This window comes from Dyadobacter sp. HNCC25DJ185, from assembly GCF_056895195.1.
In genome coordinates, this window is sequence record NZ_JBXHAR010000003.1 from 657121 (window position 1) to 672507 (window position 15387).

Annotated in this window: 9 protein-coding genes; 1 reads left to right on the forward strand and 8 read right to left on the reverse strand. The window is 45.7% G+C overall.

Annotated features, from left to right (window positions below; genetic code table 11):
- Positions 1 to 94: 94 nt before the first annotated feature.
- The 7 genes from AC1XUF_RS11395 to AC1XUF_RS11425 form a co-directional block, all read right to left on the reverse strand.
- The gene (locus AC1XUF_RS11395) at positions 95 to 1270 is read right to left on the reverse strand and encodes a hypothetical protein (RefSeq protein ID WP_483341913.1); all 1176 of its coding nucleotides are present in this window, start codon (positions 1268 to 1270) and stop codon (positions 95 to 97) included.
- Positions 1271 to 1694: 424 nt separating this feature from the next.
- Entirely contained in the window at positions 1695 to 1919 is a 225-nt protein-coding gene (locus AC1XUF_RS11400; protein WP_483341914.1) for a hypothetical protein, read from the reverse strand.
- A gap of 64 nt (positions 1920 to 1983) precedes the next feature.
- Positions 1984 to 3231 (reverse strand): RHS repeat domain-containing protein, encoded by a 1248-nt coding sequence (locus AC1XUF_RS11405; RefSeq protein ID WP_483341915.1) that lies wholly within the window; start codon positions 3229 to 3231, stop codon positions 1984 to 1986.
- A gap of 272 nt (positions 3232 to 3503) precedes the next feature.
- Complete coding sequence (locus AC1XUF_RS11410; protein ID WP_483341916.1) at positions 3504 to 3893, reverse strand: hypothetical protein; 390 nt, start codon at positions 3891 to 3893, stop codon at positions 3504 to 3506.
- Between the two features lie 5 nt (positions 3894 to 3898).
- The gene (locus AC1XUF_RS11415) at positions 3899 to 7120 is read right to left on the reverse strand and encodes an RHS repeat domain-containing protein (RefSeq protein ID WP_483341917.1); all 3222 of its coding nucleotides are present in this window, start codon (positions 7118 to 7120) and stop codon (positions 3899 to 3901) included.
- A 64-nt stretch (positions 7121 to 7184) separates the two neighbouring features.
- The gene (locus AC1XUF_RS11420; RefSeq protein ID WP_483341918.1) at positions 7185 to 9830 is read right to left on the reverse strand and encodes a T9SS type A sorting domain-containing protein; all 2646 of its coding nucleotides are present in this window, start codon (positions 9828 to 9830) and stop codon (positions 7185 to 7187) included.
- Complete coding sequence (locus AC1XUF_RS11425) at positions 9831 to 10871, reverse strand: hypothetical protein (protein WP_483341919.1); 1041 nt, start codon at positions 10869 to 10871, stop codon at positions 9831 to 9833. It abuts the gene before it with no gap.
- Between the two features lie 255 nt (positions 10872 to 11126).
- Between AC1XUF_RS11425 and AC1XUF_RS11430 the strand changes: the two genes are divergently transcribed.
- A complete protein-coding gene (locus tag AC1XUF_RS11430) occupies positions 11127 to 13448 on the forward strand; it encodes a glycoside hydrolase family 65 protein (RefSeq protein WP_483341920.1) in 2322 nt (773 codons plus the stop codon).
- A gap of 286 nt (positions 13449 to 13734) precedes the next feature.
- On the opposite strand, the gene AC1XUF_RS11435 is transcribed toward AC1XUF_RS11430, so the two are convergent.
- Complete coding sequence (locus tag AC1XUF_RS11435; RefSeq protein ID WP_483341921.1) at positions 13735 to 15084, reverse strand: IS110 family RNA-guided transposase; 1350 nt, start codon at positions 15082 to 15084, stop codon at positions 13735 to 13737.
- Between the last annotated feature and the right edge of the window lie 303 nt (positions 15085 to 15387).

Consider the following 15387-nt stretch of genomic DNA (forward strand, 5'->3'; position numbering starts at 1 on the left):
GACGCAATAAGGGTCGTCACTCCACCAGTTCCCCGCCGTTCACAGGCAGTAAAAACCGAGCCATTTGAGATTGGGGCGCTTGTTCACCAAGTACTTAATGAACTTTGGGGCTCGTGTAATGCAGATTGATCAGATAATGCAGGCTGACTCGGGCCGGTGTGAAGAAACGGGATTCTGAGGCAATTGAGTTGAAATTTGCGAAATGTGCTACTTCAAGATTGATGCGTCTTTTATAACTTATCCCCGCCTGAAATCCCAGAAAATCGTTTCGATAATGACGGTAAACACCACTGTACTGAACGCCAAAATAGGGGCGAATCCTTCCCGCGCCTATGTAGGTTCCAACGGCAACTTCAAATGTCTTTAGGGAGATTTTCTCATATGAATTTTTGTAATAGCCTGTCAGCACATCCGGGGTCAGAAAGTAATTTAGTTTAATATAGCGATTCTGAAATTTCCTCGGAAAATTTAACCTCAGACCGAAACCGAAGGTCCATTTATCGTGCATTACAACGTGATCTGCATTCCAATTTTCAAGACCAGTATTGATGTCCAGATCGTACGTCAACCGATCATTTTTCGATCTGGATATCCTGGGCTCTCCGGTAAATGAGTCATTATATTTTTCAATGTATTGTTTCAGATATCTCTTTTGATAAGGAGGTGTAGGTGCTTTAAATTCGCTGGCGTCTCCACACAATTTGGCGAGCTGTTTTTTATACTCATCGTAAACCAGGAGATAAGTTTTATCATTTATAGATTTTTGAAATGTATAGCTTAATAGTTCTTTTAATATATTATTCTTTGAAACAAAATAATGCGCCTGCTCTGATGCATTAAGAAACTCGTATAATTCAATCCGGCCCGTCACAATTTCCCGCAAAAATACCTGTGCTGAATCCTTTGTTTCCAAAGACGGCGCGGTGATGTATACCTGATTGGATGTGATATCCAACAAACCTATTTTCTTGGCTTTATATATTTCACTGGTCAGCAGAATACTAAACCCTTTAATGTCATTTGTTGAAAATGTTTGCAATGCCTTGTCCGCAGCCTTAAACTGAACCGTTTCAGGACTATGCGTCCAACCTTCATCTTTAATTAATCCGCGTATTGTATCATTTAGATTTGTGATGATGTATCCTTCCACCAGTTTACCTTGTGCGAAAAGTGGGTTTATCGTGGTTAAATGAGTTAAAAACAATAAAATAGCTACTTTGAACAGGTTACGAATGTGTGTGTTACCCGTGTGTGTAGATTGATTTTTCATAATGTGTTTTGTGTTTATGGTGTAGGGATAATTGATTAAGACAATATTTTGTGATAAACTTCTTTTGTTTCATAGGCAATAAATGGTTTCTTCGATGTATTGGTTTTTTATTTGTTTGGATAGACTAGTAATTAGATTAGTAGAACAATCACTTCCGGCGGGTGGATTAAATTTTGTAGGCTGGTCAAGTGGAGTTCATTTGACCAGCATGTAATCCCCGGGATAAACAACATCACATAGGAAATCTTGCAATATTTTTGAGTATGGTTGAAAATACTTTTTTACTCAAAATTCACTTTTCTATTGAACTGGCGATATGTTAATTTGGATTGGCAACCGTCAATGATAATATTTCTTCCTTTTGATAATACCAAGTTTAGCTGCGCCTTTTTTCCATTTCGCGTTAAGAGCAGTTTTAGTTCCTTTACTTTTGGGAATGGAATTTTTTTTCTCCTTTATTGACATATACAATCAACTCCATTGATTTTGAATGATGATAAACACTGGCTTGGGTTAATCCAGTTGAGAAATCTGAATCAAGGATCGCATTCTCAAATGCAATGACTTCATTTAATGACAGACTAACCGTATCTTGATGAAAGCAAGAAGCAAGAGTGATCTCAAAAGAAACCTCGTTGTCGATTTTCATTGCGCTGTTAATACAGCTGGTCGAACAAACAATGACAAGAAATATTATGGTATTTATTTTCATATTATAATTTTTGTTCACCTCTATTCATTGCTGGTATGCTATACATTTGATGCATTTTTATTATCTGCCAGGATTCTATTCTAGTTCCCGCAACTGGTTGCCCAGAAGAATTTATGTCTTGCCCTTGGTGCATTAGATTTCCGGGGAAATTGTCTGTAGTATACGTAGCTCCAGTTGCTGGATTTATTTCCTCCTTGGGATGGCCTAATACCGCGCTGTGACCAAATTCGTGTGCGCCAGTTCTCGCATAGTTGGTCCCCTTTCCCATATAAATTACATTTTGACCAACTGGTCCAAAACCTTCTATATTTTTGGTAGGGCTATCTTTTTGTCCCACTACTGTGGCGACATCATCAACTATTCTAAAAGCATGATCAGCTGATTGTAATTGATTTTCAGAATTTGCCACTGTTATCTCTGTGGTTGCTTCGAACTCAATATTTTTGTCGCCTCCTGAGTAGGACCTTTCAATTTGTCTACTTATTTGTGCGGCAATTTTGTTCAATTGTTTCTCAGTTAAACCCTTTGACGTTTCATCCACAACTTTGCCCGAAACATGAATTTGGTAAAGGTCTCTCCCATTTCTTCCACCGCCTCGGGCAAGGTTAACAGAGATGGAATCACCATTCATATCAATTAAATTGATGGGGTTATCACCTCCATATTGGAAAGGAGTAATCCCATAATACTTCTCTGCGTATTTATCGATCGCTCCAAATCGCCCAACCTCCGGCATATACATCCTCGCCCCATAATCCAACAACCCGCTCCCAACCTGCAACTTCTTCCCATTATACAAATACCGATTCACCCAATTCTGCACCTTCGGTGCCGCCCCGTCCCGGTTAATGCTCAGCCCAAAAGGATAATAATCCGTTCTTTGCAAAACCTGCCCAAACTCATCAAAAACCACGCGCACATTTCGCAAATGATCTTTGAGGTCATACTCAAATTTCAGAGCTCCCTTCCGGAAAACAGCCTGGCCCTCCGATAATGCAACGCGATAAAGGCTATTCGCCGCCCCAACCTGCCGATATTCAAAGTTCCCGGCATATTTCAGCGTCAATGTATCGGCAGCATACTTGTGCTTTGTCCCCGCCGCATCATAGTCATAAGTAAGCGTCTTCCCGCCAATCGTAACTGTCTTGGGTAAATTCAGGTAATTATAAGAGAAAGTCGCATTTCTATTTCCATCGCTGGTCATATTTCCATTTGCATCGTAGCTATAATTGCTAAGCCCGCTTTTCACGCCCAAATTATTGCCGGAAGCGTCTGTGACAGCCGAAAGCCGGTTGCAGAGGTAACCGTAAGTAAGGTTGTCAATTACTACTCAGACCTGGAACTCGACAAGCCAACCCTTGACCGGGTGCAGGAGGTTTCTAAAATGCCCGACGCCGACCGTAAACAGATTTTTATGGTCATTGATGTGCTGATACGCGATTTAATGCCAAAAGGCACTATGCTGTATAAGAAAACAGGCACCGGTTCCAGAGCCTGTTTTGTTTATGATTTAATCCTTCATTAAGAATTAGGATAGATTTGTTGTTTTTTAATTACACTATCTAAAAAATCAACTGTCGAAGGAATTGTATTTAGAATCTCTTCCTTACCGTACAACTCTAAGGGATCAAGAATAACCAATATTTTAGCTTGATGACCGTCATCTTCCATCCAATATAGTTCTATGTTATCTCCTTGCGTATCATAGGTGTTATTTTCTAAAAAAACGCCTAATTCATTTGATAAAATTGCATTTATTAGATTGTCATAATTTTTAGCGGTATAAACTACACCTCCTAAAAAAAAGGCTCTTTCAATTCTATGGGCAAAGTTCTGTTTAGAATTTAATTTCTTCAATTTAGTAAAGAAAGGGTTTTCCCGTTTGCTACTGAATATATTAAGTAAGCCCATGATATCTAATCTTGTTTTGTCGTTTTTTCATATACTTTATCAGCTACTATTCCTCCGGAAATCCCACCAGCAATACTTCCGACAATACCTCCAATTATTGCACCAGGAACAGCTCCCGCACCTGCAAACCATACTCCTATCGCTGCGCCCGCCGCAGCCCCTCCTTCACCCCCGGCAATAGCACCACCCAATGTACCTACTTCATGCGTTGCTGCCTTGGGAATGTTATCAGATGTAGCTACATTATATACTGAAATACCAACAGCAAGACCTCCAGCCACTTTCCCAACTTTACCAAGACCTTCAACCATGCTATTTACTCCTGCATTTGTTTTGCTTGCTGTTCCTGCAACCCGGCTCGCTTCTTTGCTTGCTGGACGCATCTCTTCTGCGACAGCTTTCATTACAGCAGGAGTTTTTTCTCGGGCATCCATCTTTATTTGAGTCCTTCCTTTGGAATCTGTTGGATCCAGCTTGGATACTTTGTCTTTATAATCATTTCTTACTTGCTCAGACTTTACGAGAGTAAACGAGGCCGAAGCTGCCACCGATTGTACCGTATTCCATACTCTCTTGTACCAAGGTTCATCCGCAGCACCTGTTGGATCAACCCTAATAAGAGGGTTGTTTTGAGCATAATTGTATGGTGATAGCCATTCCCGCTCCTCGTCCAGCGGATCGACCGTCATGAACCGCCCAACGGTCGGATCATAAAACCGCCTTTTCAGGTCCATATACCCAGTTCCCGGTTGGCTCTCACGGCCTAAGAACGTGTACCGATTCACCCAATTCTGCACCTTCGGTGCCGCCCCATCCCGGTTAATGCTCAACCCAAACGGATAATAATCCGTTCTTTGCAAAACCTGCCCAAACTCATCAAAAACCACGCGCACATTTCCCAAATGATCTTTGAGGTCATACTCAAATTTCAGAGCTCCCTTCCTAAAAACGGCCTGTCCCTCACTCAAACCTACGCGGTCTAAAACATTCGCCGCCCCAACCTGCCGATATTCAAAGTTCCCGGCATATTTCAGCGTCAATGTATCGGCAGCATACTTGTGCTTTGTCCCCGCCGCATCATAATCATAAGTAAGCGTCTTCCCGCCAATCGTGACCGTCTTGGGTAAATTCAGGTAATTATAAGTGAAAGTCGCATTTCTATTTCCATCGCTGGTCATATTTCCATTTGCATCGTAGCTATAATTGCTAAGCCCGCTTTTCACGCCCAAATTATTGCCGGAAGCGTCTGTGACAGCCGAAAGCCGGTTACCCAGGTAAGCATACACCAGGTTATCAACCACGGCCCCGCTCCGTGCCAATGTTTTAATGTTCCCGTTCTTATCATAACTAATGCCGTTTTCTGTTTCCAGATAGCCCAACAGCCCGGTCGACCCAGTCAGTCTGTCGGCGCCGTCATAATTGAAACTTAACCCTTTTGTAAAAGAGGCGTCATCCTTGTTTTGCCATTGCATCTGGCTGATGTTGCCATTGGTGTAATGGGCGCCATTGGAGTAGGCCAGGTTAAACCCAAAGTGGGGCAGGTCCGCACCGTTGACATTTTTTTTGTAAACTGTTTTTGCATCTGTCAGCCAGCCGCGGATGTTGTTGGTATAATCGGTCCTTAATCGGAACTGGGCGCCGTTGTCAGAATGGTACCATTTGGATTGCAGTTGTCCCAATGCATTGTACCGTTGGGCAAGCGTAATTGCTTCCTTCATATTGGCCCCGCTGGTTACCTTCTCTTTCACACCCAGCAGCCGGTCTGCATGGTCATAGGAGTAAGTTTCCAAATGTGTGTTGGTGATATTGCCAGCCAATAACTGCTCCGTTTTTTGTTCTGAGACAACGGGCGCCAGGTCATATTTGTACTGGCTTGAAACTCTTTCTACCGAGCCAACGCCCAAGTCATAAAGCTCTCGGATTGTTTGAATAGGCCGGTATTCAGCATCATAATAAATTGCGCTCGTCAGCCAGCCTCCAGCGGCACCGCTTCCTGGCAGCATTCTGGTCCTGCCTCCTGTGATTTGTCCTTTAACATTGGGGTTGTTGGAGGGATAGTAAGCGGCATTGTAGGACAGGTTTGCGGCTTTTGAAAAACCATAATCATCGTAGAACTTGATGGTCAATAAATTGGCTTCGCTGGCATTGGTTGGCGCTGTTTTGTCCAAAGTGTAACCTGCAACAGTGCCGTTGCTCCGCTCTTCATGGTGTTCGGCAATTGCAGCAACATTGGCTGCCCAGGCTGCGCGGGTTGCGGCGGAAATGATTTCGCCTGTGACGACCGGCCTGTCCAATGCATCATATTTGGTAAAAGCCCAGACACCACGGGCGAGCTGGTTGCCGTCGCGGGACAGGACCAGTCGATTGAACTGGTCATAGACCATTTCAGTGGTAGCGCCTCCGGGTATTCTTTTGACAATCAATCTTGCAAGCTCGTCGTAATCATAAGTAAATGCAAAGTCCGTCAATGAAGCAGCATCCTGATAAGCCGGTTGGAGCACGGCGCGGATCATACCCAAATCATCAAAAACATAATGGGTTGTCAATGTGCCCGATGCGGTAATAACCTGACGGCAGATCATGCGGCCCAACAGATCGGTAAACTCGTTGGTGACATTGCCTTGCTCATCGGTGATGTTGAGGTATTGAAGGGTACCGGCAGCATACTGGCCCGCCTGCACAATGGCATTGGCCGCAGGGTCATAATCATACCGGTTGACCTGACCGGCAATGCTGATTTTGTGCCTGATGACCGAACCGGCGCTTTTGTTACCCGGGGCGCGCTCGCCGACCGGGCGGCTGGTTGGCGACTTTTCAAAAGCCGTCTCATGAAAAGGCCTGCCCAGATCGGATAGATTGAGACCGGCGGGATTGGCGGTGTACCAATTGGCGGCATTATTGGCGGCATTGTTTTGAAAAGCCCCATTTCCATTGGCGGCATAAGGCAAATATTTCCTGGGTGCCCTTCCGGCGGCATCATACTCAAAGGGTTGGATAAAATCCTCGCCCGACGGGCTTTGCCCTACCGTCACATTTTGCAAAGGACGGCCCAGGCCATCGATATACTGGACCTGGGTAACCACTTTGCTGACATCATTGGGGTCTGCGCCGGATTGTTTGTAAGTGCGGGAAATGATGTAGTTGCGGCTGTTGGTCTGCTGGGCATCGCTAAGCTGGGATAACAATAGTAATAACAAGAGAATGGGATATCGCTTTATATGTTTCATAACATAGATTTTTATTGGAATACCTGAAGGAGATTTTAAGAATGGTTTGCCGAAAGCTATTAGCCTACTGTTTTACAATTCGATGGTTCACCTGGCTTCCGTCCGAAAAAGTGACCTGCACCATGTACAATCCGGAGGTCAGAGTGCTCACATCCATTTCCGGTAGCCACGAGGATTGTCTGACCAACTTTCCGCTGGTATCGAACATCCTGACCTGGCTAATTTTGGAAGGATCATTGGTTTGGATACGCAGCTTATCTCCAATGGTAAGGGGGTTAGGGTACAGGATTAGCTCACCGCTTTGATTAAACACGACGCTCTGGATGCGGCTAAAAGCAGAAGTGCTGTCTGAATCGACCATTTTGAGCCGGTACAGATTTTCACCAGTCAATGGTTTCTGGTCAATGAATGAATACGATTGCTCCCGGCTGCTCTCGCCGTGAGATTTGATCGAGCCCATTTGCTGCCATTGCCGGCCATCTTTACTTCGCTCGATTTCGAAGTGATCGCTATTTCTTTCGCTAGATGTTGACCAGGACAGAAGCGCGCTTTTTTCTTGCCGGATTGCCGAAAACCTGATCAGCGTCACAGGAAGTGCCGGTTCTGCCAGAAGCGTCAATGTCGTTGCAGCAATACTGCCTGTTGGCGCAATGGCAGCACATTCGACCACCTGTCCTGCATAGTTATAGCAGAATGTAGCTCTTGCCGCACCGCCAGCATTACCAGTGAGGATACTTTTTAACCTGTTGAACTGATCGTAATCGTAGAACGTCGTTTTACCATTTGGATCCTGGATGGTTTCGACGCCGATCAGCGGCTTGTGATTGTAGGAGCTGGATTGCGAGACGGAAGTCCCGTCGGCAAGCGCCCGCTTCTTCATCAGGTCGGTCTTGCCGATATCAGCCGCACCATAATATTCCAGCTTAACGTTCGGTCCGCCTTGCTCTTTGTAAGTCAGAAGGTTACCACGCGCATCATAACTCAGGAATGCCGCATCTGTATAGAATGAAGCTGCATTTCCAATCCTGCTCTGGACATGCTGCGGCAAATGCAATCCGTTAAAGACGTCGTACCCAATGGTAGTCAGCTTCACGGGCGAAGGAAACGCGTCGGGTCCCGTATAATAAAAGATTTCGCGTGCCGGTCCCACGATATTTTTCGCCGCCATGGCCGTACTGACCGGGTCGCCCAAGTTAAAACTGTACCGATAACCTGTTTTCAGATAGCCGCCTTTGCTGTCATTTTGCGATGTGATGTTCAATTGTCCATTGGGCCAATAGGTATTGCTGACGACCGAAGCAACGCCTGCCGCCCCGTTGTCCTCGTCATAGCTGTAAGTAGCCACCTCGATAGGCAAATATTTCCTGACATCGATCACGGAAGCAGTCCCTTCATAAACCTTCTGATTGGTCATGCATAAGAAGGTAATCAGCGTCTTAACAGAGCGGGCCGAATAATCGCCCAGGGGGCCGACAGGTCCAAACACCTGCGTGGTTTTTGAGGCCAGGGTTCCATTCTGGTAAAAATGTTCGACGGAGAGTTCCTTCCCTCTCGTGTAACCCAGGTTGTTATACGGCTGGTAAGGGGTTGCGCTGGGCTGCAAAAATCCCGATGGGGCCTCATCCCGATAACCATTGTCGAAATTGGAGAATTTGTGCACGCTCCAGCCTTCCACCGAGGAGCGCTCCACCACCTGGGAATAGCCGATATGCGAGCCCATGGAGTTTTCGGAAGCCGGCAATACCGACTGGGTCGAGAAAATGTCTTCTTCCACGACAATAGCCGGGTCTTCGGGTAGCGGCTTGTAGTTTGGCCAATAGTATTGGGCTTTCCCGCCAAGTACCCCGCTGGAGAGTGCGGTAACCGATGTATCAGGACTGGCAGCATTGAATGTTGCCAGATAATAGTATTTTTTGATCACCACAGGATCTGCGGAAGCTGGATCAAAACTGTGGATTTCTTTGATCCGCAGACCGCCACAAGCCTGATTGGCGGCATAGGCGTCTTCCCCATCCCAGCGTTTCAGCTTCACTTCTTTGGAAAATTTGTGTGGCTCGAACCAGAATTTGGTTATGCCACCCGTTGGGTATTTGATCTGCGCTAATGATCCGAGCCTGTAATATTTTTCCAGAGCAGCCGGGACCCTGAAGTTTGCGCCATAGGTGTCGAAAGCGGCAAAATCGCTGTTTGCATTGATGAGCTTGCCATTGTTATAACCCCAATGATCGGTGTGGGATTTGCAATAGCCGGGGAGTGGCAGGGCATCGGCAAAATAGGTGAATTCATAAGGAGGAAGCTTATTGGCATTATAGCCCGATTTTTCCTGGATTTTCAACAGCGTCAACCTTTCTGTCGCCACATTGTTGTAGGTAAATTCAAATTCTTTAATGGTGGCCCCGGAGCCATTCTGCACTTGGATCTTGTCAAGTTTTCGCCATTTGAGTTTGGTCAGCAACTGCGCCAGCGTGGGATTATTACAATTCGCGGGACCGGAATTGACGGGATAGAAACAGTCAAAAAGATAAGTCAGGTAATCCCGCTTCATGAAACCGGGAACCGTCGCGGACAGACCATTGATATAGGGATCAAAAATGTCCTGGCTGTAAGGCAGCTCCGTACTGATGGTTGAGGCAAAAACGATTTTAAAATTGTCAGAAGTGATTTGATTGAGATAAATGGGTGAAATCAGCTTTCCGTTGTAAGGCCCCATTTACCCGATCAGAGAGGACCAGTTGGCGCACGGAAACAGGCCGCCGCCATTGATCCTGGCCATTTTGTTATGAATTGAGAAATACATCTGCGCTACAAAATCGCCCCGCTCGTAACTGAAACTGGTCGTCTGGCCGGTTTGCCTGACGATGCTTTTCAAATACCAGGCATTGCATGTCCAGTTGGATTTTCCCTGATTAAAGAAATCCATACTGTATTCCATAAAACCGTTGTCGCTTCCGCCAAAAGTGTATTTGGTACCAAATTCATCGGTGATGATAAAACCTTCGAAATGCTCTGCATATTGGTGGTTATTGAAATCGTCCCATTGGTTTCCCGTGAATGAAGGGGGCGTGAAAGGCGGGTGTAATGCCACACCGGTATTGATCAGTTGCACTTTCACGGGCCGGTCGCACTGGATTTTCCATTTGGCGTCGTTGCCCAGGTAAAACCTTCCCGAAAGACCCGGCGCATTGAAACTGAACTCGTCGGGCTCGGTGTCAATGAAGATCTGGTTCAGGGTTGCATTGGCTATCCCCTTCATGCCGGCAGTTTGAGACCAATCGACATTATTCAGCAAGGCCGTGTTGAAGGCATAACCATGCTCGCCGAGCGTACTCGCAACCGGCTTGTTATCATCGGGAGCGTCACGAACAGTCCGGGTAACAGAATAATTGGTCGACAGATTGAAATTTAAGCCAACCCATCCCGGATGCTGGTCGGGACGGATGCCGGCTGCATCGTAACTCAGTGAAACCGGTATCGTCACCCCGCCATCGGAAACCTGGTGGAGGTTGATGCTGATCTCGGGCTTTCCGGTGTAGAGCGAAACCGGGATTTCTCCAAAGGAACCCAGGCTGGCTGCATTGGGGCTTTGGATGGCCTGCGGCCCTTTGGGGATGTGTTCCTGCGCCTGGAGAAAGGACATGGCGTCGGCGATTTTGGCAGAGTCGCCGGGATTGGGAATGGGCTTATTTTGGGCGGTGGTTTCGAAGGTGGATAATGTGACGAAAAGCACGGATAGCAGTAATGTGTGTTTCATAAAACAGATTTTGAAGGGAAAATTTGTGAAAGCTCCGAACGCGATTTTCGGCGCAACCCGGACTTGGAGGCTTAGACGAAGGGAAGGATCCGAGGTAACGGATTTGTCGGGAGACTTTTTTAACGGGGCATCTTCCAGGACAAGCGGAAGCAGCCTTTTTTGAATTCTTTGGAAGTTTAGACTATATTTTCACATATTTGACCCTGCTTCTTTTAAAGCGTCATGACTGTTAACACCCAACACGCCCAATCCTAAATGAAAAATTACATCACCCATGATGAATGGTGTATCGTAGAAAACGGCTTTCACCCTGAGCACAATGAGATTACAGAAAGTTTGATGAGCCTGGGGAATGGCAGGATGGGGCAAAGGGGGAATTTCGAGGAAAAATATTCAGGAAAAACGCTTCTTGGAAATTACGTTGCAGGCGTTTATTTCCCCGATAAGACCCGGGTAGGCTGGTGGAAGAACGGCTACCCCAACTATTTCGCCAAGGTGTTGAATGCTTGTAACTGGACAGGTATCGATGTGCAGATCGGCGGGCAAATGCTCGATTTAAATACCTGCCAGATAGACGATTTCAGCAGGGTGCTCAACATGAAAGAAGGCATCCTGGAGCGCATTGCCACCGTAACCTTGCCGGGCGGAAAGCAGTTGAAAATTCATTCGAAGCGTTTTTGCAGCATGGCCGACGACGAGTCGGGTGCCATCAGTTACACTCTGGTCCCCCTGAATTTCGAGGATGATCTGATCATAACGCCCTACCTGGATGGAAACATCAGGAACCGCGATTCAAACTACGATGAATCGTTTTGGAATGAAATAAAAAAAGAAGCTGCTGATTATGAGGGGTATCTGATATTAGAGACTAAAGCTAATCCCTATGGGGTTGAGCAATTTCAGGTCGCTACCGGGATGAAGTTCGAGGTGAAATTAAACGGCTTGGCTGTCCGCCCGGATTCACAGCCTTTTGTAACCGAAAAATATGTTTCCGATAGCGTTAAGCTAAACCTCAGAAAAGGGGAGGAGGTTACGATTTTCAAGTATGCGGTAAACCTGTCTTCCGCCAATTACGAAGCCGGACACTTGCTTGCTCAGGCGAAAAATTACGTTGCACGCATTGCAGCAAAAGGCTTCCACCAGATGTGCGCGGAGCATGTCCAGACCTGGGCCGAAAAATGGGCTAAAAATGATATTGCGATCGAAGGAAATGTTGCCGCGCAACAAGGTATACGCTTCAATATCTTCCACCTTGGACAGACCTACACCGGTGAAGATGAACGATTGAATATCGGGCCCAAAGGGTTTACCGGAGAGAAGTATGGTGGTAGTACCTATTGGGATACGGAGGCTTATTGTATTCCGTTTTACCTCTCGACTGCCGAGCAAAAAGTAGCACGTAATCTGCTCGTATATAGACATAAGCACTTACAGAAAGCGATTGAAAATGCCGAAAAGCTTGGCTTCGGTGACGGGGCGGCTCTCTATCCGATGGTGACCATGAATGGCGAGGAATGTCACAACGAATGGGAAATTACCTTTGAGGAAATTCACCGGAACGGTGCCATCGCTTACGCGATTTATGACTACACCCGATATACGGGCGATGAGACTTACTTGTCTGAATACGGGCTGGAAGTGCTGATCGGCATATCGAGGTTCTGGAAGCAGCGCATCACGTGGTCGGGTGATAAAAGCCAGTACGTCATGCTGGGTGTCACGGGTCCAAACGAATATGAAAACAATGTCAACAATAACTGGTATACCAACTACATTGCATGCTGGACGTTGCGCTACACGCTGGAAGTGATCAGTAAACTCTGGGAGAACGATTCGCAGAGGTTGAATGAAGTGATACGCGCAACCAATTTGAAATTAAATTCGGAACTGCCTGATTGGAAGCATATTGTGGAAAACATGCATTTCCCTTACGATGAAAACAGGAAGGTATACCTGCAGCAGCAGGGCTTTTTGGATAAAGAAATCCTGACAGTCAACGACATTGCGGACCAGCGACCGATCAACCAGAAGTGGTCGTGGGACCGTATTCTCAGATCTTGTTTTATCAAACAAGCGGACGTGCTGCAAGGGCTCTATTTCTTCGAAGATGAATTTTCGCCTGAAGTCATCCGTAGAAATTTTGAGTTTTACGAACCTATGACGGTCCACGAATCGTCGCTTTCGCCTTGTGTTCATGCTATTCTGGCAGCGGGGATAGGGCTAAAAGAAAAAGCGTACGAAATGTATGTCCGCACCGCCAGGCTGGATCTTGACGATTACAATAATGATACGGAGGACGGCCTGCACATTACATCGATGGCGGGTACCTGGATGAGTATTATAAAGGGATTTGCCGGTCAACGTGTCAAAAATGGCCTGTTGGTTCTCAATCCTTATGTGCCTGAGGAATGGAATGCCTATTCTTTCCGGATCGGTTTTCAGGGTAGCTGGCTGAAGATCTCTGTCAAAAAAGAGGAAATTATCATCGAAAATACATCAGAGACCCCTTTGAAGTTATTAGTCAAAGGAACAGAATTGAAAATTGATGCGTTCGAGAAGGCCGGAATTTCTATATAACCACAGAGACTAAAAGGTTAAAATGGCTCACACTTTTAACCTTCTTTTGAAAAAAGATATTGTCAGTAGTGCTACTAAAAGGATCAGTGTCCCTAAATAAAAAAATCTATTTGTTTCCTCTGGAATATTGTGTCCGCTCCCTATGAAGCAAAACCAAATAAAGAGAAACAGCATTGTGACAATAAGCACAAGCCAGAATAAAATTTTAAGAAATAGTCTCATTCAATGAATCTAAAAGATTTCCACGTCTAGGCAAAGCTTACAACAATATACGCGTTTCGTCGTATCAATCGGCCTCCTTTTTGAGATCATGCAGTTTCCTTTCAAGGAAGGCAATTTTAGCCTGTCGGTATTTCTGCTGGTACGCACTCAGTTCTAGCGGGCTAAATTCAACCTGTTGCGAAACCATCTTGTAATAAACCGTGGCGATCTTATTTGCTGTTGCAACCATCGCATATTTGTTGCCACCTTTTGCCTTCATCCTCCGGAAATAATCGCCAAGCCAATTATCGCTTCTTTGCACAGCGTTCGCCGCATTTCGGAATGCCTGACTTGCGGGATTTGGCTTTTTGCGCATCAGCATGCTGCTAATCAGCTTACCACCTGAGATTTTGTGGTTCGGGCAAAGGTTTAGCCATGAAACGAAATGCTTGGATGACTCCCATTTTGTCATATCCGTCCCGGTTTCCGATAATATCTCCAGTGCAGATATGTCGCTAATTCCAAAGATCGCTGTAACATCGACGCCGAGGATTGAACGGAAGTACTCGCCCGTGTTGAATTTTGGCTTGTTTTTGGTTGGCCTCTTGGTGGGTTTATGTGGGGTGGACATTGCTTTTGACGATATCAAATCACTGTTAAAATGTTTCAGTTGGCTTTCGATCGCTACGTCGCATGCATCTATCCTTTGTTTGTAGTGAACGTAATTGCAATGGCAGTCCTGTAATAAGTAAAGTTGCTCATCCCGCCAGTTACCTTCAAGGGACTTGACAATAGTGTCATGATCTGCCCTTATATGTTTGTCCACGTATTTGATAAAGTTCTCCGGGGTCCTTTCTCCATCAATTATCGCCTCGATGATTGCCATCCCAGTCTTACCCGTGATATCCCTTATTGCCGTATGAAGTTTGATATTCATCATTTCGAGCGCCTTTTGCATACGGAGGATAAACCGGTTGCAATCCATCGTTAACGTTTTGCGGTACCTGACAAGGGTTCTTAACGCCTCTTGTTCATCTTCTGGTAAATAGCTGCTTTTCAGGAGGCCGCAACTATGAAGTTTCTGAATCCACCTCGCATCATCCTCATCGTTTTTTCGGCCACTCACATTCCTTGCATGTTTTGCGTTAACCAGGGATACCTCAAACCCCGCTTTGATAAGCACATTAAAAAGCGGTTTCCAGTAGATGCCTGTGCTTTCCATGGCTACCGTATCAATCTCGCAATCACTTAGCCAAGCAGCGATCTGCTTTAGATCACTAGTCATCGTTCCGAAGGATTTTACGCAGACCTCGTCACGGCCTTCGGGAACAGCTACCGAATGAATATTGTCGCCAATATCGATGCCCGCGGCGTTGGGATGGATTAAAGGAAGGTTCACAGTGCCCTTCACTTTTTTGCTGGGTAGCTTTTTCATAGACGTAATGTTTAAAGTGACAAATGCTTTGCTCGTTGTCCATCACAGTCTAGTTTTCTATACGGGCTCTAAACTCCCAGTCGGTAACTTAAAGGGACAACAAAACCATATTCCGGCATGAATTGTAATTCACTATTTCTCTTGGCCTTTGCTGCAAAGCTTAGATGTAATAGTCTCCTGTGCGACTGATCTACTATCCACAAACTTCCACCGAATAACTGTACTGGTTATTACCGCGGAAACATGGCCGCCATATGCGTATTCCGGTATAAGGGTTTTTAATATAGAAATAACCGCCGTTAG

What these genes read in the sequence shown, in the direction of transcription:
- AC1XUF_RS11395 (WP_483341913.1), bottom strand. Translation starts at nt 1,270, where the DNA reads ATGAAAAATCAATCTACACACACGGGTAACACACACATTCGTAACCTG.
- AC1XUF_RS11400 (WP_483341914.1), bottom strand. Translation starts at nt 1,919, where the DNA reads ATGAAAATCGACAACGAGGTTTCTTTTGAGATCACTCTTGCTTCTTGC.
- AC1XUF_RS11410 (WP_483341916.1), bottom strand. Translation starts at nt 3,893, where the DNA reads ATGGGCTTACTTAATATATTCAGTAGCAAACGGGAAAACCCTTTCTTT.
- AC1XUF_RS11415 (WP_483341917.1), bottom strand. Translation starts at nt 7,120, where the DNA reads ATGAAACATATAAAGCGATATCCCATTCTCTTGTTATTACTATTGTTA.
- AC1XUF_RS11420 (WP_483341918.1), bottom strand. Translation starts at nt 9,830, where the DNA reads ATGGGGCCTTACAACGGAAAGCTGATTTCACCCATTTATCTCAATCAA.
- AC1XUF_RS11425 (WP_483341919.1), bottom strand. Translation starts at nt 10,871, where the DNA reads ATGAAACACACATTACTGCTATCCGTGCTTTTCGTCACATTATCCACC.
- AC1XUF_RS11430 (WP_483341920.1), top strand. Translation starts at nt 11,127, where the DNA reads ATGAAAAATTACATCACCCATGATGAATGGTGTATCGTAGAAAACGGC.
- AC1XUF_RS11435 (WP_483341921.1), bottom strand. Translation starts at nt 15,084, where the DNA reads ATGAAAAAGCTACCCAGCAAAAAAGTGAAGGGCACTGTGAACCTTCCT.